The organism is Nonomuraea sp. NPDC049129 (assembly GCF_040648495.1).
Taxonomy (GTDB): Bacteria; Actinomycetota; Actinomycetes; order Streptosporangiales; family Streptosporangiaceae; genus Nonomuraea.
The window spans coordinates 77,235-94,335 of record NZ_JBEZDU010000019.1 but is presented as its reverse complement, the minus strand read 5'-3'; the positions used below and the strand labels follow the sequence as shown (position 1 = coordinate 94,335).

Here is a 17,101-nt window from a genome sequence, read left to right as displayed (position 1 = left end):
GTCCGCTCATGGACATGATGACCGTTGAGCAGAACGGCATCAACGCCGTTCCGGCAGCCGAGCGGCGGGGCGCGCCTCGGGACCTGTTATGGCCATGGGCCGGCGCCAACCTCTCCCTGTTCGGCGTCGCCTTCGGTGTCTACATCGTCGGGCTCGGTCTGGGCGTCGTCCCGGCGATCATCACGGGAGCGATCGGTTACGCGCTCTCGTTCGGGCTGGTCGGGCTGGTCGCCATCGCGGGCACCCGGTCGGGGGTGCCGACGATGACGCTCGGCCGCGCCCCCTTCGGCTACCAGGGCAACAAACTGCCGGCCGTACTCTCCTACGTCTCGAACGTCGGCTGGGAGATCGTGCTCGTGACGCTGTCGGCGCAGGGCGGCGCGGCGATCCTGAAGCGGGTCGCGCCCGGCATTCCCGGCACGACCGCCATGGCGGCCTGCTTCGCGGTCGCCGCGTTGCTCACGATCGTGATCGGGGTGTACGGCCACGCGTTGATCATGGCGGTGCAGCGGTATCTGACGTACGCGTTCATCGTGCTGACCGTCGTGTACATGATCCTCATGGCCCCGAAGCTCGGCACCTCGCTGGACACCACCGCGGGCCCCGGCGGCTGGGTGGGCGCGATCATCTTCGCGATGACGCTGCTCGGCCTGGGCTGGGTCAACTGCGGCGCCGACTACTCGCGCTACCTGCCCACCGCGTCCAAGCCCTCGTCGGTGGCGCTGTGGACGACGGTGGGCGGGGCGGTGCCGCCCATGGTGCTGCTCGTCTTCGGCGTGCTGCTGGCCGGCGGCGACCCCAAGCTGGCCCAGGCCGCGGGCGCGGATCCGGTCGGGGCGCTGGCGGCGGCGCTGCCGACCTGGTTCCTGCTGCCGTACCTGCTGACCGCCATCGGTGGTTTCCTGGCCGGGGCGATCATGGACATCTACTCGTCGGGACTGTCCATGCTGGCGCTGGGGGTGCCGATCAAGCGGCACTACGCGGTGCTCATCGACGGCGCGCTGATGGTGCTCGGCGGCTACTACCTGCTGTTCGTCTCCACCAGCTTTCTGGCGACCTTCCAGGCGTTCCTGGCGATCATCGGGGTGGTGATGGCCGCCTGGGTGGCCGTCTTCCTCGTCGACATGTGGCTCCGGCGGGCGGGCGGGCGGTCTTACGACGAGCGGCTGCTTCGGCCCGGGGCGCCCGCTCTGAACTGGTCCGGGGTGATCTCGCTGGTCGTGGCGTCTGTCGTGGGCGTCGGGCTCATCACCTCCACCGACCCGAACATCGCCCGGGTTGTCGGCTTCCTGATGAGTGACCAGCTGAGGGCGGGGACGTTCGGGGCGGCCAACATCGGCGTGGTGGTCGCGCTGGTGCTGGCGGGAGTTCTCTACTTCGCGATTTCGAGTCTGGCGCCCCGCCGTAGCGGCTGAGGGCCCCGGACGGCCTGTGACGGTCGTGGTGGCTGGGGTCCTTTGGGAGATACCCCCTCCGGGGAGAAGAGGAAGCCGGTCCGTCGTCGTACAAGGCCCAAGGACGGGCACCCGCGCTGTGTTAGGCGGTCACGATGGCGAAGTCGGGTATCGGGTGGTCGAGTACGGCCACCAGGCGCCGCAGTACGCCGATGTCGCCTTCTCGTTCGACCCGCTCGACCCCCCGGCCGGCCAGCAGGCCGAGCAGCTGCGCCTTGGTCAGTCGCAAGGTCAGGTCGACCGGCCCCTCGGGCGGGTCGGCGTGCTGGATGAGCGCGCCGTTCGACAGCGTGGTCCGATACCTCTCGCCCAGGTCGGTCAGGTGCCAGTCGATGGACAGGCTCTCGTTCCAGGCCCGCGGGCCGTCGATCCGGATGGCGATCGATTCGAGGATCTGGTCGACGCCGAGCGCCGCGACCAGGCCGGGCGCGGCCCGCTCCGTGGCGGCCGGCACGACGCCGTCGCTCAGCTCCAGCGCGCCCGTCAGGTAGAGGTTGCGCCAGGTGGGGTTCTCCGCGCCGTGCCCGAGCCGGGTGTACACCTCGGCGAGCAGGTCACGCGCCTCCTTGTTGCCCTCGTCGGCGAAGACCGCGTGGTTGAGCAGCTGGGCGGCGAAGCGCAGGTCGTTCTCCTTGAGGTAGCGCCTGGCGAACGCGACGACGGCCGCCCCGCCGCCGAGGCACTCCACGTAGCGGATCGCGCTCTCCCTCGGCGGGTGCTCCCACAGGTGCGCGGGGTTGCCGTCGAACCAGCCCAGGTAGCGCTGGTAGATGGCCTTGACGCTGTGGCCGACCGGCCCGTGGTAGCCGTGCGTGTGCCAGACCTGCTCCAGCTCGGGCGGCACCCGCATGGCCTCGGCGATCTCGGCTCCGGTCAGGCCCTTGTTCATCAGCCGCAGGGTCTGGTCATGCAGGTAGGAGTACAGGTCGCGCTGCTGCGTCAGGAACCGGGTGATCTCCGGTCCGCCCCAGGTGGGCCAGTGGTGCGAGGCGAAGGCGACATCGAGCTCGGCCGCGAACATAGCGACCGTCTCGTCCAGCTGCCGGGCCAGGGCCTTGGCGTCCCGCAGGGGCAGGAGGTTGTGCGGGTTGCGGGTGGCGTTCTCGCCCAGGCACAGGGCCCGGCGGCCGGGCAGGTACAGGGCCAGCTCCGGTGGCGACTGGGCGAGCTGGAAGACGATGCGTACCCCGTCGACCGTCTCCTCCTGTCCCGTACGTTCGACGTCGATCGTGGGGGCGATGAGCGAGATGGAGCGGGTCTTGCCCAGGCCCGTACCGATCTGGCCGTCGGGTGATCGTTCGAGGGCCTGGCCGTACAGGTAGACGGATCGGCGGGCCGTGGCGGACCAGGCGTGCAGGTGCTCGCGGGCGACGTTCCGCAGGAAGCCCGCGGGCGCCAGGATCGGCACGCCGCCGCCGGTGACGCCGCGCACGCCGCCGAAGTGGTCGACGTGCGGATGCGTGTAGATCACCCCGGTCACGGGCCGGGCGCCGCGATGGGTTCGGTAGAGGCGCAGCGCGGCGGCGGCGCATTCGGTGGAGATGAGCGGGTCGATGATGATCACGCCGGAGTCGCCCTCGACGATCGACATGTTCGACAGGTCGAACCCGCGCACCTGGTAGACGCCGTCCGTCACCTCGTACAGCCCCTGCCTGGCGGAGAGCCGGGCCTGCCGCCACAGGCTGGGATGCGCGCTGCCGGGGCACTCCTGCTCCAGGAAGGCGGCCGACTCGCCGTCCCAGATGACCTTGCTGTCCACGGCGCTGACCACCGCCGGGCTGAACTTCGCGATGAAGCCGCGATCCGCCGCCGCCTCGAAGTCGTTGGAATCGTGGAGTGGAAGGTCGGCCATGCCCAGGCCCATTCCCGAGAACCGGTCAACGCATATCCTCGTTAATGGGCAATCCCGACAAAGCCCGCTAGGAGGTTCCGTGGAAGCGTGCGTGTTCGACCTCGACGGCGTGCTCGTCGACTCCGAGCCGGTCTGGGAGGAGGTACGGCGGGCGTACGTCGCCGAACACGGCGGCACCTGGCAGGAGGACACCCAGTCCAGGCTCATGGGGATGAGCACCCAGGAATGGGCCGCCTACCTGCACGAACTCGGCGTTGCGCTGCCTCCGGACGAGATCGCGCGCGGCGTGGTGGACCAGATGGCCGAGCGCTACCGGCACGGCGTACCGCTGATGAAGGGGGCGCCCGAGGCGGTACGGCGCCTGGCGGCGGACCTCACGCTGGGCCTGGCCAGCTCCTCGCCGCGTGCGTTGATCGAGGTGGTGCTGGACGCGGCCGACTTCCGTGACTGCTTCGCCGTCACCGTCTCCACCGAGGAGGTACCGCGCGGCAAGCCCGCCCCGGACGGCTACCTGGAGGCGACCGCCAAGCTGGGGGTCGACCCACGCGAGAGCGTGGCGGTGGAGGATTCGAGCAACGGCCTGCGTTCGGCGCACGCGGCCGGGATGCGGGTGATCGCCGTGCCCCATCCCCGCTATCCGCCCGCCCCCGACGCGCTGGCACTCGCCTGGAAGGTGGTCCCCGACCTCGACTCCCTCACGGTCGCGGCACTCGAACGATGACTCGACTCACAATGGCGGCGCTCCAGCGATGATCCGACTCAGAACTCCCGCCGATCTCGACGCGTGTGTGCAGGCGCTGGCCGAGGTGCAGGCCGCCGACCGTTACCCCGTGGACTGGCCCGACGATCCGCAGAGCTGGCTCACGCCTGGCGACCTGCTCCGCGCCTGGATCGCCCTGGACGAGCAGGGCGTCATAGTCGGTCATGTCGGGCTCGCTCAGGTCGAGTCGCGGGTGGCCGAGCTGGTCGGCGCGCCCGTCCGCGCGTCCGTGACCCGTCTGTTCGTCACGCCCTCCGCCCGGCGTGGCGGGCTCGCCGCCCGTCTGCTGGACACCGCCCTCGCCGACGCGGACGGACGTCTCACCCTGGAGGTCTCCGACGAGGGCCGGGCGGCCATCGCCGCCTACGAGAGGTACGGCTGGCAGCGTGTCGCCACCTCCCGGGCCCGATGGCGCAACGCGGCCGGTGAACCTGCCCTGGTGCACCATTACCTGAGCCCGTGAAGCTATCCTTTCGGAATCGTGCGAGACATCACGGTATTCAGCGGCAGCGCCCACCCCGACCTGGCTGAGGAGATCTGCTCCCACCTGGGCACCCCGCTCCACCCGGTCAAGGTCAGCCGCTTCGCCAACGACGTGCTGGAGGTCCAGCTCCAGGCCAACTGCAGAGAACGCGACGTCTTCATCATCCAGCCGCTTGTTCCGCCCGTACAGGAGAACCTGGTCGAGCTGCTGCTGATGCTCGACGCCGCCCGTGGCGCGTCCGCCGCAAGGACGACCGTGGTGATGCCGCATTACGCATTTGCCCGGAGTGACAAAAAGGACGCGCCGCGCATCTCCATGGGGGCCAGGCTGGTGGCGGATCTGCTGGTGACGGCGGGCGCCGGGCGGGTGCTGACGATGACGCTGCACTCGCCGCAGGTGCACGGCTTCTTCAGCGTGCCCGTCGACCACCTGCACGCGCTGCGCGAGCTGGCCGCCCATTTCCGCCAGTACGACCTGTCCAACACCGTCGTCGTCTCCCCCGACCTGGGCAACGCCAAGGAGGCCGCGCACTTCGCCCGGCTGCTCGGCACCGACGTGGCGATGGGGGCCAAGCAGCGCTTCAGCGACGACCGGGTGGTGATCAGCTCGGTGATCGGCGAGGTCGAGGGCAAGGACGTGATCATCCTGGACGACGAGATCGCCAAGGGCACGACCGTCATCGAGCTGCTCGACCGGCTGCGCGAGCGTGGCGTCAACTCCGTACGCGTGGCGTGCACGCATGGGCTGTTCGCGGCCGGGTCGATCGAGCGGCTGACCGCGCTGCCCGAGGTCGAGGAGATCGTCTGCACCAACACCGTGCCCGTGCCCAAGCCCACGGACAAGCTCACGGTCCTGTCGATCGCCCCGGCGCTGGCCGAGGCGATGCGGCGGATCCACGACGGGGAGTCGGTGAGCGCGCTGTTCAGCGCGCCCTGACAAAAGGCCGGTTCCGGTCCCCCTGGCTCGCCATGGGGGATTAATCACGACATGCTCCTCGGATGGTCGATACGAAACTCGCCGGTCGGACCGTTCTCGTCACCGGCGCCAGTGGAGGCATCGGGGCGGCGGTCGCGCGGGCCTTCTCGGCTGAGGGGGCGCGGGTGGCGGTGCACTACTTCAGTGAGAGGCCCGCTCCCCCGGGCGTCACCTGGGAGCATGTCACCCCCACCAGGGACGTCGCCGAGGCGCTGGCCGCCGGGCTCCGCGACGCGGTGGCCGTACCCGCCGACCTACGTGAGCCGCAGGCGGCGCGACAGCTGTTCGACGCGGTCGAGCGGCTGCTGGGGCCGGTCGACGTGCTGGTGAACAACGCCGCGCACTGCGAGACCCCGGACACCTTCGGCGCCCTCACCGCCGACGGCCTGCGCCGCCACTACGAGGTCAACGCGATCGCCCCCGCGCTGCTCGTCTCCGAACTGGCGAGCCGGCAGCGGGACGGCCGCGAGCCGTGCGTGGTGAACGTCTCCACGGACGCCGCGCGCGCCTTTCCCGGTCAGATCGGGTACGGGACGTCCAAGGCGGCACTGGAGGCCCTTACGCGGGCGGCCGCGCTCGACCTCGGTGCGACCGGCATCCGGGTCAACGCGGTGGCTCCCGGCCCGGTGCAGACCGGCTGGATGGACGCCGAGATGTGCGCGCGGGTCGGCGATATCGTGCCGCTGGGGCGGGTGGGCGAGCCCGCCGACATCGCCGACGCCGTCGTGTTCCTCGCCTCGCACCAGGCTCGGTGGATCACCGGTCAGGTTCTCCAGGTGGCGGGTGGCCACGCGCTTTAGTGCGGTGACCGCCTCAATCCCTGTAACGGTCCGTCGTGAGCTGAGGTCCTTTGGGGCAGAAGAGGCAAACGGTCCGTCGTGGACACCGCTCTAGACGAAGCCGCCGTTGCTCATCAGCAGTTGGCCGTTGATCCACTGGCCCTGTGGGGAGCACAGGAAGTCGACCAAGTTGGCGGTCTCCTTGGGCGTGCCGAGGCGGTTGAGTGGGGTCTGGCGGAGGAAGGTCTCCCGGGCCTCGTCCGACATCCAGCCGGTGTCCACCGGTCCGGGGTTGATGACGTTGGCGCTGACGCCGAGGTGGGCCAGCTCGCGGGCGGCGGCCAGGACGATGCGGTCCAGGGCGCCCTTGCTCGCGCCGTAGGGCAGGTTGCCGACCGTGTGGTCGCTGGTGAGGCCGATGATCCGGCCGGTCCCGTGGGCGCCGGAGAAGCGGCGGCCGTACTCGCGGACCAGCAGCCAGGTGGCCCGCGCGTTGACGGCGAAGTGGCGGTCGAAGCTCGCGAGGGTGGTGTCGAGCAGGCCGGAGGCGACCGATTCGCAGTGGCACATCACCAGGGCGGTGATGTTGCCCAGCCGGCGTTCGGCCTCGTCGAAGATCCGTGCGGGGGCGTCGGCGTCCGTCAGGTCGGCCTCGATCGCCGCGCCGCGCCCGGCGAGGCTTTCGCCGATCGCGTCGGCCGCCCCCGGCTCGGCACCCCAGGACATGCGCTCGTCGTACGGGGTCCAGTACGTGTAGGCGATGTCCCAGCCCGCGGCCGCCAGCCGGCGGGCGATGCCGGCGCCGATGCCGACAGTGCGGCCCACACCGGTGACCAGGGCCACTTTTCCGTCGCGTCTCGTGTCGACCATAGTGGCCATCATGCATGCGGCCACCGATCTTCTGCTAACCCGTTTCCTCCACGACATCAGGCCGGCCGTACCCCTGGTCGCCCTGTGGGCGCACGGGTCGCTCGCGGCGGGTGACTACCAGCCGGGCAAGAGCGATCTCGATCTCATCGCGGTGGTCGAGACGGACCTCACCGAGGAGCAGCGGCAACGGCTGGCCAAGCTGCACGAGGAGATCGTTCTGCCGCTCGCTGAGCATCTGCACTGCTCCTACATGCCCAAACACCGGCTGGGCGACTTCGCGACCGACCATGTGACCTGGGCGCACCAGGAGCTGTACGAGCGGCCGGTCACCCCGGTGACCCGTCGTGAGCTGCACTCGGGCGCTCTCGAGCTGCACGGCGAGCCGCCCGCGGGCCTGCTGCCGCCGGTGACGGACGAGGAGCTGAGCGAGTTCATCCGGGCGGATCTCCGGGACTTCTGGCTGGTCAAGACGCGCACGCGCAAGCTGTGGCTGCGGGACATCTGGGTGGATCTCGGGATGATCACCGTGGCGAGGGCGACGGTCACGTTGCGGGACGGGCGGCTGATCACCAAGCGGGAGGCCCTGGACGTGCTGGCCGAGCTCGGCGCGCCGATGAACGTGGTGGCGGACATCCGAGCCCGCAGGTACGGCCTGCCGCGGCCGTTCCTGAGCCGCTTCAGGCGCGCGACGCTGGCCAGGGTCTTCATCAGGTCGGCGATCAGGCGCGCCCTCGGCTGACGATCAGGACAGCACCCCGGATAGTCTTTGCCGGGTCACCACCAGAAAACGGGGAAAGGCGGGACATGGGGGAGATCAGGGAGTCCTATCTGGTCGCCGCGTCGTCCGCGGTGGCGCTGCTGCGTGAGCCGGCCGTGGCCGCCGCGTGGGAGAAGCCGAGCGCGTTGACCGAGTTCAGTGTGGCCGGACTGGCCGCGCACCTGGCCCACCAGATCGTCCGGGTCGACAACCTGCTCGAGGACGGCGGGCCGCCCGGTGAGCCGATCCCGCTGATCGAGCACTTCACCAGGTCGCCGTGGGTGCAGGCGGGTCTCGACCACGAGAGCAACGTGGGCATCCGGCGGGCCGGTGAGGTGGCCGCCGCCGATGGCCCGGTGGCGCTGGCCGCCAGGGCGGGCGAGCTGTTCGACCGGCAGCGGGTCGCCCTGCCCGCGCAGCCCAGCGACAAGGTGGTGTACCTGCCGTGGTCGGGCTGGTCGCTCCGGTTCGACGACCTCCTGCTCACCCGCCTGATGGAGCTGGTCGTGCATTCCGACGACCTGGCCGCCAGTGTGGGCGTGGAGACTCCCGAGCTGCCGGCCTCGGTCGTCGAGCCGGTCGTCGAGCTGCTGGCGCGGCTTGCCGTACACCGTCATGGCGCGACGGCGGTGATCCGCACGCTGAGCAGGGCCGAGCGGGCGCCCGCCACGATCAGCGCCTTCTAAGCCACACGAGAAGCTACCTCTGGACCATGCGCAGGGCCGCGACCACCTCGCGGCCCGACAGCGCGCTGTCGGGATCGATCAGCCACTGCGACAGGAATCCCGTCAGCATGGCCTGATAGAACGTGCCGACCAGCCGCGCCCGCTCCGGCTCCGCCGCCGGGTCGATGCCCTCGAACAACTCCGCGAGCCCCTGACGCCCCTCCTGGATGCCGGCCACGAGCTGCTCCCGAATATCGGGCAGGTGGTCGATCTGGCCCAGCAGCTCGAACTGGGTGACCCAGAGCGGCCGCAGCCGGTCGAATGACTCGATCACCCGGTCCCATGCCGCCTCGAAGCGTTCGAGCGGCTCCGTGTTGGCCTTGACGTCGGCGTGCTTGACGTCGGCGGCCAGCGTCGCCGCCAGATCGTCGCCCCACTCCCGCATCACCTCGAACAGCACCTCGTTCATCAGCGCGTCCTTCGACCTGAAGTGATAGCCGATGCCCGCCAGGCTCACTCCGGAGGCCGTGGCGATGTCGCGCGCCGTCGTGCGCGAGTAGCCCTTCTCGATCAGGCAGCGCTTGGCCCCGGCCAGCAGGTCTTCACGATTTCCCATGCCCAAAGTCTAACACGGACGTCTCAGAAATCCGTACTAGACAAGCGTCTGAGACGACTGTACCTTTCAGGGCATGACGAACATCCTGATCTCCGGCGCGAGCATCGCCGGCACCGCGACGGCTTACTGGCTGCGGCGGCACGGCTTCACCCCCACCGTGGTGGAGCGGGCGCCCTCGATCCGCGAGGGCGGCTACAAGGTCGACATCCGCGGCGTGGCGCTCGACGTGGTCGAGCGCATGGGCCTGCTCGACGCGGTCCGCGCCAGGAGCACCGACATGCGGATCGCGACGCACTATGACGGCAAGGGCCGGCGGATCGCGGAGATGGACGCCGACCTGTTCGGCGGGCGCGAGGGCGCCGACGCCGAGATCATGCGCGGCGACCTCAACGAGCTTCTCTACGACCTGACCCGCGACGACGTGGAGTACATCTTCGACGACTCGATCACCGGCATCGCCGAGGACGGGACGGTGACGTTCGAGCGGTCGGCGCCGCGGCGGTTCGACCTGGTCGTCGGAGCCGACGGGATGCACTCCAACACGCGCGGGCTGGTCTTCGGCGCGGAGTCGGCGTTCGTGCGCGATCTCGGCTACTACATCTCGATCTGTACGGTCCCCAACCGTCTGGGCCTCGACCGCGAGGAGGCGGTCCACGCCGCCCCCGGCCGGACCGCGAACGTCTACAGCACCAAGCAGGACGGCAACGCCAAGGCGCTGTTCATGTGGTCGTCGCAGCCGCTCACCTACGACCGCCGCGACCCGGACCAGCAGAAGGAGCTGCTGACCCAGGCCATGGCCGGGGTCGAGTGGGAGGTGCCCGCGCTGCTGGAGGCCGTGCGCGAGTCGACGGACTTCTACTTCGACTCCGTCAGCCAGATCCACATGGACCGCTGGTCCAAGGGCCGGGTCGTGCTGGTCGGCGACGCCGCCTACTGCGCCTCGCCGGCGTCGGGCCAGGGCACCAGCCTCGCCCTGGTGGGGGCGTACGTGCTGGCCGGTGAGCTGGCCTCCGGCGGCGGCGTGGACGGCTACGAGCGGGAGATGCGCGCCTTCGTGGACGCCAACCAGAAGCTGGGCCCGGCCAACGTCAAGGGCATGGTGCTGCCCTCACGCGCGGTCATCTGGTTCCAGACCAGGATGATCAGGCTGCTCCCCCATCTGCCCGGCCGTGACCGGATGATCGACCGCATCGCCGGGCCCATGGCCCGGGCCGCGACGGCCATCACGCTGAAGAACTATATGGAATAAAGCGTTCCGTTCTGGTAGATTGGGAATCGAACGTTCCGTTCCGCATAAATGCCAGAAGGAGCCTGTCATGACGATCCTCGTCACCGGTGCCACCGGAACCGTCGGCCGCCTCATCGTCGACGAGCTCGCCCGGAACGGCCACCAGGTGCGTGCCCTGACCCGCGACCCGGCCAAGGCCGACCTGCCCGAGGGCGTGGAGGTCGTCGCCGGGGACCTGGCCGAGCCGGGAAGCCTCACGACCGCCTTCGAGGGGGTAAAGGCCGTTCACCTCATCAACTTCGCCGGCGACGACTACGCGCCGCTGAAGACCGGCGAGCAGATCGTGGAGCTGGCCGTCAAGTCGGGCGTGCGCAAGGTCACCGTCCTGGGCGGGCGCGCCGACGGCCCGCTGGAGCAGGCCCTGGCCGCCAGTGAGCTGGAGTGGACGCTGCTGACGCCGGTCGAGTTCATGTCCAACACGCTGCAGTGGTGGGCCCAGACGATCAAGGCCGAGGGCGCCATCAGGGAGCCGTTCGGCAGTCGGCTCAGCGCCATGGTGCATGAGCGTGACATCGCCGCGGTGGCGGCCACCGTGCTGACGAGCGATGGTCACGCAGGGAAGACGTACCCGCTGACCGGGCCGCAGGCCATCACCACCACGGAGAAGGTGCGCATCCTCAGCGAAGCCGTCGGCCAGGAGATCCGGTTCGTCGAACTCTCCGAGGCCGAGGCCCGCGCGAAGTGGCGCGCCGACGGCATGGGCGCGGAGACGATCGAGTTCCTCATCGGCGCGCTCGGCAATACCCCCGAGATCGGCTACACGGTGGTCCCGACCGTCGAGCAGGTCACCGGCCGGGCACCGCGTTCCTTCGCCCAGTGGGCCGCCGAGCACGCCACGGCATTCAAGCGCTGAGCTCCGCGTAATGGCAGGCCGCCCGCGCGGCCGGCGTGGCGGGCAGGATGTCGAGCCGCTGCGACCTGCACTTGGCGTCCACCCCCGCCTCGGCCGCCTTGCCGGAGGCGAGCACCTGGCAGCGGGCGTGGAAGCGGCAGCCACCCGGGATCCGCGTCGGGTCCGGCGGCTCGCCGGTCAGCACGATCCGCTCGGGCGACTCCGGCAGCACCGACATCAGGGCCTGCGTGTACGGATGGCGCGGCGCGGTCAGCACCTGCTCGACCGGCCCCGCCTCGACGATCCGGCCGAGGTACATGACCGCCACCCGGTCGGCGATGTTCCAGGCCAGCCCGAGGTCATGGGTGACGACCAAGGCCGACAGGCCCAGGTCCGCGCGGAGCCGGAGCAGCAGCGCGAGGATCTCACCCCGCACCGAGGCGTCCAGGGAGGCCACCGGCTCGTCGGCGACCAGCACCTTCGGGTTGAGGGCCAGCGCGCCGGCGATGACCACGCGCTGACGCTGACCGCCCGACAGCTCGTGCGGGTAGCGCAGGAAGAACCGCTCAGGAGGCCGCAGCCCGGCCCTGGACAGCGCCTCGGCCACGATCTCCCGCTCGCCGGACAGGCCGTGGATGCGCGGTCCTTCGGCGACCGCCTCGTAGACGGTGTGCCGCGGGTTCAGCGAGCCCATCGGGTCCTGCAGGACCAGCTGCACGGCCTTCCGGTACGCCTTGAGCGCCTTGGAGTGGTAGTCCAGCTCCTTACCGTCATAGACGACCGACCCCGAAGTGGGGCGTTCCAGGCCCATCAGCGTGCGCGCCAGCGTGGTCTTGCCACAGCCGGACTCACCGACGAGGGCCACGATCTCGCCGGCGCCGATCGCCAGGTTCACCCCGTCGACCGCGCGGGCCCGCCGCCCGCGCGACGGGAACTCCACGTGCAGGTCACGGGCCTCCAGCAGGGTCTTGTGCCCCGTGGCGACGGTCTCCGAGGACGTCTCCGTCTCGGTCATGAGGCCTCCTCCTTCGCCCGTACGTGCACGCAGGCAGCGGTACGGCTGTCGCCCGCGGGCCAGAGCTCGACATCGAGGGTCGCGCACTCCTCCAGCGCCACCGGGCAGCGCGGATGGAAGGCGCAGCCGGTGGGCAGGTCCATCGGGTCCGGCGGATCGCCGCCGAGGCCCTTGGGCGCCAGCCGCGACACCGGGTCGCCGACCGTGGGGAACGCCGCCGCCAGTGCCCGCGTGTAGGGGTGCTTGGCCTCGTGGAACACCTCGCGCGACGGGCCGTGCTCCACGACGCGGCCCGCGTACATGACCGCGAGCTGCCCGCAGACGTCGGCGAGCACCGACAGGTCGTGCGAGATCATGATCAGCGAGATGTTCCGCTCGGCGATCAGCTCCTTGATCAGCGTCAGGACCTGGGCCTGGACCATCACGTCGAGCGCGGTCGTCGGCTCGTCGGCGATGATCAGCCGGGGCGAGCAGGCCAGGGCCATCGCGATCATCACGCGCTGCCGCTGGCCGCCGGACAGCTCGTGCGGGTAGCTGCGGGCCCGCCAGGCGGGCAGGCCGACCTGTTCGAGCAGTTCGGCCACTCGCTTGCCGGCCTGGTCGGGTTTGGCCAGGTTGTGCACCAGCAGCGGCTCGGCGATCTGGTCGCCGATCTTGCGGACCGGGTTGAGACCGTGCTGGGCGCCCTGGAAGACGATCGACGCCTCGGCCCAGCGGACCGCGCGCATCCGGCCCCACTTCATGGTGAGGATGTCCTCGCCGTCGAGCAGGATCCGGCCGCCGACGCGGGCGTCACGCGGCAGCAGCCGCAGCAGCGCCATGGCCAGTGTCGACTTGCCGGATCCCGACTCACCGGCTACCCCGAGCGCCGCGCCCGACTCCAGTTTCAGCGACACTCCCCGTACTGCGGGCACCTCGCCGGAGGCGATCCGGTAGGTCACCGAGAGGTCGTCGAGTTCGAGGAGAGTCATGCGCCCGCCTTCCTGAGTCGCGGGTTGAGCACGGCCTCCAGCGCGCGTCCCACCAGCGTGAACGCCATGACGACGGCCAGGATGCAGAGGCCGGGAATGAGGATGTACCACCACGCGCCGTGGGCGGGAGCGTTGAAGTCGTAGGACGCGCGCAGCATCGTGCCCCAGGAGGTCTTGTTCGAGCTGACACCGAGGAAGGCCAGCGTGGACTCGGTGACGATCGCGCTGGCGACCTCCAGCGTGGTGCTGGCCAGCAGCAACGGCGCCACGTTCGGCAGCACGTGCCGCGTGGTGATGTGCCAGTGCCCGCCGCCGAGCGCCTTGGACCGCTCGATGTACGGCCTGGCCTCGACGGACAGCGTCTGAGACCTGATCAGCCGGGCGGTGGACGGCCAAGTGGTGATGCCGATGGCCACGATGATCGTGGCCGTGCTGCCGCCCAGGATGGCCGCCAGCACCAGCGCCGTGAGCAGCGACGGCAGCACCAGGAACCAGTCGGTGACCCGCATGAGCACGGCCCCGATCCAGCCGCGGAAGTGCCCGGCGGCGATGCCGACGACCAGGCCGATCCCGATGCTCAGCAGGGCGGCGAGGAAGCCGATGAACAGCGACGTACGCGAGCCCCACCAGACCATCAGCAGGATGGACCGGCCGGACTCGTCGGTGCCGAACGGCGCCGCGAGGCTGGGCGCCGCGAACTCGTCGCCCGTGCCGCTCACCACGCTGGTCACGCTGTCACTGATGAACAGGGGCGCGATCAGCGCCAGAAGAACCGCGACACCGAGCACCATCAGCCCGGCCATCCCGGCCCGCTCCTGACGGAAACTCCGCCAGAAGCGGCCGAGCGCCAGACGCCTGCGAGACGTGGCCACGGCGGTCATGCCGACCTCACCCTCGGGTCGATGATGTGATAGACCACGTCGGCCAGCGTGTTCATGAGGATCACGGCCACCGTGATCAGCATGAACGTGCCCTGCATGAGCGTGAAGTCAGGCACCCTGACCGCCTCGTAGAACAGCTGCCCGAGCCCCGGCCAGCTGTAGATCGTCTCGACGGTGACCGCGCCGCCGACCACGAAGCCGATGCGCATGAAGACCAGCGTCACCGTCGGCAGCAGCGCGTTGGGCACCGCGTGGCGGCGGCGCACCTGGTCGTCACGCAGGCCCTTGGCGCGGGCCACGTTCACGTAGTCCTGGCTGACCTCCTCCAGCAGCGACGAGCGCATGACCAGCAGGTATTGGGCGTAGACCACGGCCACCAGGGTCAGGCACGGCAGCACCATGTGCATGCCGACGTCGAGCACGTAGGCGAAGCCGTCGGGCGCGTCCACGCTCTCGATGCCCCGGGTCGGGAAGATGCCGGGAATCGGCCCGATCCCGACGCCGAACACCATGAGCAGGAGCAGCCCCAGCCAGAACGTCGGCATGGACCACAACACCAGCGAGACGCCCGTGGAGACCTGGTCGAAGCGGCTGCCGCGCTGCCATCCGGCCCGCTGGCCCTGCCAGATCCCGAGGCCGACCGCGATGACCAGGCCCCCGCCCGCGAGCAGCAGCGTCGCGGGGAACCGCTCGCCGATGAGGCTGAGGACCGGCCGGTTGTACTCGTACGAGGTGCCCAGGTCGAGGTGGAGCGTCTTACCGACGAAGTCGAAGAACTGGTCGATCAGCGACTTGTCCAGGCCGAGCCGGTGCCGTTCCAGAGCGAGCTGCGTCGGGGTCATGTTGCGGCCCTGCGCCAGGTTGCGCACGGGGTCGCCGGGCAGCAGCCGGAACACGAAGAACGTGCCGACGATCACCATCGCGATGCTGAACAACGCCCCGCCGACCTTCGACAGCGCGTACTTCAGCGTGCCGCGGTAGGCGGGGCGGTCATCACCGGAGCCCGCCGCCTGGACGGCGGGCTCCGCTGCTTCGAGCGGTGTGGTCATTCGCGCTCGTCGGCGACGCTCTTGCGACGCCGGGTCAAGAGGAAGGCCACGAGTCCGATGACCACCACGCCGCCGACCACGCCGGCGATGAGGCCGGTGTTGGAGCCGCCGTCGCTGCCGGCCGCACTGGTGCCGCCCGTGGCCTTGACGTCCATGGCGTAGAACGGGTAGCCGCTGCTGCCGCCGTAGATCAGGCCCTTGTCCTCGGGGACCGGGGTGATACTGGTGATGCGGTCCTTGCGGTAGCCCTCAAGGTCGTTCGGGTAGTAGATCGCGATCACCGGAGCGTCGGTGTAGAGGCGCTCCTGCATCTTCTTGATGATCTCGACGCGCTTGGCCCGGTCGAGCTCCTTGAGCTGCTCCTGGTAGAGCTTCTCGAAGGTCGGGTCGCAGTAGAACGACTCGGTGCCGCCGCCCTCGCCCGACGGGGTGGGCCGGCGGCTGCACAGGTGCGTGGCCAGGACCTCCTCGGGGTCGGGGTTGACCGACCAGCCGCTGATCGCGATGTCGTACAGCCCCGTGACGCCCGTCTCCTCGGCGAACTTGCTGGAGTCGAGCTTCACCGTGGTCAGCGTGACGCCGATCTCCTTGAAGAAGCCCGTCAGGTATTCGGCGAGCTTGTCCTCGATCGGGGTGTCAGTGTGGATGCTGAAGCGGAACTCCAGCTTCCTCTTGCCGTCGGGCATCGTACGGACGCCGTCGGCGCCCTTCTTGTAGCCGGCGTCATCGAGGATCTTGTTGGCCTTGGCGACGTCGTAGGTGACCTTCTGGTCGCCCGTGGCCTCCCAGAAGAACTCCTTGTACAGCGGCGGGATGATCGAACCGTCGGCGGGCTTGGCCAGACCGCTCTGCACCTCGTCGGCCAGCTTCTGCTTGTCGATCGCGTAGTGCAGCGCGGTGCGCACCTTCGGGTCCTTCAGCGCGGGGTGACCGTCGCCGACGGGCTTGTTGTCCGTGGTGGTGGCGCCGGGGTTGACCTCCAGGTACGCCGCGCGGCGGCCCTGGGTGTTCCACTGCTCGATGTTGGGGTCGCCCTTGATCGACTCGAAGTCCGGCGGCGTCATGCGGCCGATCAGGTCGATGTCACCCTTCTTCAGACCGGCGATGGCGGCCTGCGGGTTGTCGTAGAAGATGAACTGCAGTTCGTCGACCTTGGGCCTGCCCCGCCAGTAGTCGGGGTTGGCCTTGAGCTTGACGAACTGGTCCTTCTTGTGCTCGACCGCGATGTACGGCCCGCTGCCCACGGCCGGGTAGACGTCGGCCTCGTACTTGGCCATGTCGGTGACCTTCTCCCAGACATGCTTGGGCATGATCGGGATCGGGTTCTCCAGCATGGACGCCTGCGGCGCCTTGGTCTTGATGACCAGGTCCTGGCCGTTGGCGGTGACGCTCTCGAAGTTCTCGACGGCCGGGCCGTTGGCGGTCTTGGCCGCGTCGTCCGTCATGACCTTGTTGAAGGTCCAGGCCGCGTCCTCGGCGGTGACCGGCTGACCGTCAGACCACTTGGTGCTGCGGATCTTGAACGTCCACGTGAGCCCGTCGGGCGAGGTCGTCCACGACTCGGCCAGATCCGGGCTGGGCTTCAGCGTCTTGGGGTCGGGCGTGGTCAGGAAGCTGTACATCTCGCGCTGGACCGCCGACGAGACCAGCCTGACCGCCAGGAACGGGTTCATCGAGTCCATCGCCTGCGTGGCGCCGATGCGGACGATCTTCTTCCCCGCTGCCGGTTCCGCGGCTTGGGCCGCCTGGCCCTGACCTGCGACTAATACCGCTACGCCCAGCAGAGCCAGGCGTGCGAACCATTTCCTCATTGTGCCTCACCTTCAGGCGGGGGTGTCCTGTGTAGAGAAAGG

17 protein-coding genes are annotated in these 17,101 nt (G+C 69.7%); 9 read left to right on the top strand and 8 right to left on the bottom strand.

Annotated elements, in window-relative coordinates:
- The first annotated feature begins 8 nt into the window (after window positions 1-8).
- Complete coding sequence (locus AB0B64_RS42870) at window positions 9-1,415, top strand: cytosine permease (protein ID WP_357959038.1); 1,407 nt, start codon at window positions 9-11, stop codon at window positions 1,413-1,415.
- A gap of 121 nt (window positions 1,416-1,536) precedes the next feature.
- Here the strand turns inward: AB0B64_RS42870 and AB0B64_RS42865 are convergent, their stop codons facing one another.
- Entirely contained in the window at window positions 1,537-3,306 is a 1,770-nt protein-coding gene (locus AB0B64_RS42865) for an alkyl sulfatase dimerization domain-containing protein (RefSeq protein ID WP_357959042.1), read from the bottom strand.
- A gap of 79 nt (window positions 3,307-3,385) precedes the next feature.
- Between AB0B64_RS42865 and AB0B64_RS42860 the strand changes: the two genes are divergently transcribed.
- The 4 genes from AB0B64_RS42860 (at window position 3,386) to AB0B64_RS42845 (ending at window position 6,325) form a co-directional block, all read left to right on the top strand.
- A complete protein-coding gene (locus AB0B64_RS42860) occupies window positions 3,386-4,027 on the top strand; it encodes an HAD family phosphatase (RefSeq protein ID WP_358185476.1) in 642 nt (213 codons plus the stop codon).
- A gap of 28 nt (window positions 4,028-4,055) precedes the next feature.
- Complete coding sequence (locus AB0B64_RS42855; protein WP_357959046.1) at window positions 4,056-4,529, top strand: GNAT family N-acetyltransferase; 474 nt, start codon at window positions 4,056-4,058, stop codon at window positions 4,527-4,529.
- A gap of 18 nt (window positions 4,530-4,547) precedes the next feature.
- Window positions 4,548-5,486 carry a ribose-phosphate pyrophosphokinase gene (locus tag AB0B64_RS42850; protein ID WP_357959050.1) on the top strand — a complete coding sequence of 313 codons (939 nt, stop codon included), beginning with the start codon at window positions 4,548-4,550 and terminating at the stop codon, window positions 5,484-5,486.
- 62 nt (window positions 5,487-5,548) lie between these two features.
- Window positions 5,549-6,325, top strand: coding sequence for an SDR family oxidoreductase (locus tag AB0B64_RS42845; protein WP_357959053.1), 777 nt, complete (start codon window positions 5,549-5,551; stop codon window positions 6,323-6,325).
- A 90-nt stretch (window positions 6,326-6,415) separates the two neighbouring features.
- On the opposite strand, the gene AB0B64_RS42840 is transcribed toward AB0B64_RS42845, so the two are convergent.
- The gene (locus AB0B64_RS42840) at window positions 6,416-7,174 is read right to left on the bottom strand and encodes an SDR family oxidoreductase (RefSeq protein ID WP_358185472.1); all 759 of its coding nucleotides are present in this window, start codon (window positions 7,172-7,174) and stop codon (window positions 6,416-6,418) included.
- A 10-nt stretch (window positions 7,175-7,184) separates the two neighbouring features.
- On the opposite strand from AB0B64_RS42840, the gene AB0B64_RS42835 reads away from it, so the two are divergent.
- Window positions 7,185-7,913 (top strand): nucleotidyltransferase domain-containing protein, encoded by a 729-nt coding sequence (locus tag AB0B64_RS42835; protein WP_357959060.1) that lies wholly within the window; start codon window positions 7,185-7,187, stop codon window positions 7,911-7,913.
- A gap of 65 nt (window positions 7,914-7,978) precedes the next feature.
- On the top strand, window positions 7,979-8,617 hold the full coding sequence (locus AB0B64_RS42830; RefSeq protein WP_357959063.1) for a maleylpyruvate isomerase N-terminal domain-containing protein: 639 nt from the start codon (window positions 7,979-7,981) through the stop codon (window positions 8,615-8,617).
- Between the two features lie 13 nt (window positions 8,618-8,630).
- Here AB0B64_RS42830 and AB0B64_RS42825 read toward each other — a convergent pair whose 3' ends face one another.
- On the bottom strand, window positions 8,631-9,212 hold the full coding sequence (locus AB0B64_RS42825) for a helix-turn-helix domain-containing protein (RefSeq protein WP_358185469.1): 582 nt from the start codon (window positions 9,210-9,212) through the stop codon (window positions 8,631-8,633).
- 73 nt (window positions 9,213-9,285) lie between these two features.
- Here AB0B64_RS42825 and AB0B64_RS42820 point away from each other — a divergent pair, with 73 nt between their 5' ends.
- The gene (locus tag AB0B64_RS42820; protein ID WP_358185467.1) at window positions 9,286-10,461 is read left to right on the top strand and encodes an FAD-dependent monooxygenase; all 1,176 of its coding nucleotides are present in this window, start codon (window positions 9,286-9,288) and stop codon (window positions 10,459-10,461) included.
- A gap of 67 nt (window positions 10,462-10,528) precedes the next feature.
- Entirely contained in the window at window positions 10,529-11,353 is an 825-nt protein-coding gene (locus AB0B64_RS42815; protein WP_358185464.1) for an NAD(P)H-binding protein, read from the top strand.
- On the opposite strand, the gene AB0B64_RS42810 is transcribed toward AB0B64_RS42815, so the two are convergent.
- Genes AB0B64_RS42810 through AB0B64_RS42790 form a run of 5 tightly spaced genes read right to left on the bottom strand, consistent with a single transcriptional unit; the run spans window position 11,343 to window position 17,059 of the window.
- Window positions 11,343-12,347, bottom strand: coding sequence for an ABC transporter ATP-binding protein (locus AB0B64_RS42810; protein WP_358185461.1), 1,005 nt, complete (start codon window positions 12,345-12,347; stop codon window positions 11,343-11,345). The two genes, AB0B64_RS42815 and AB0B64_RS42810, sit on opposite strands and share 11 nt — an antisense overlap.
- On the bottom strand, window positions 12,344-13,318 hold the full coding sequence (locus AB0B64_RS42805; RefSeq protein WP_358185459.1) for an ABC transporter ATP-binding protein: 975 nt from the start codon (window positions 13,316-13,318) through the stop codon (window positions 12,344-12,346). Before AB0B64_RS42805 ends, AB0B64_RS42810 begins: the two co-directional genes overlap by 4 nt.
- Window positions 13,315-14,199, bottom strand: coding sequence for an ABC transporter permease (locus tag AB0B64_RS42800; RefSeq protein WP_358185456.1), 885 nt, complete (start codon window positions 14,197-14,199; stop codon window positions 13,315-13,317). Before AB0B64_RS42800 ends, AB0B64_RS42805 begins: the two co-directional genes overlap by 4 nt.
- On the bottom strand, window positions 14,196-15,248 hold the full coding sequence (locus tag AB0B64_RS42795; RefSeq protein WP_358185452.1) for an ABC transporter permease: 1,053 nt from the start codon (window positions 15,246-15,248) through the stop codon (window positions 14,196-14,198). The genes AB0B64_RS42800 and AB0B64_RS42795 overlap by 4 nt, the downstream gene beginning before the upstream one ends.
- Complete coding sequence (locus AB0B64_RS42790) at window positions 15,245-17,059, bottom strand: ABC transporter substrate-binding protein (protein ID WP_358185448.1); 1,815 nt, start codon at window positions 17,057-17,059, stop codon at window positions 15,245-15,247. The genes AB0B64_RS42795 and AB0B64_RS42790 overlap by 4 nt, the downstream gene beginning before the upstream one ends.
- Window positions 17,060-17,101 lie beyond the last annotated feature (42 nt).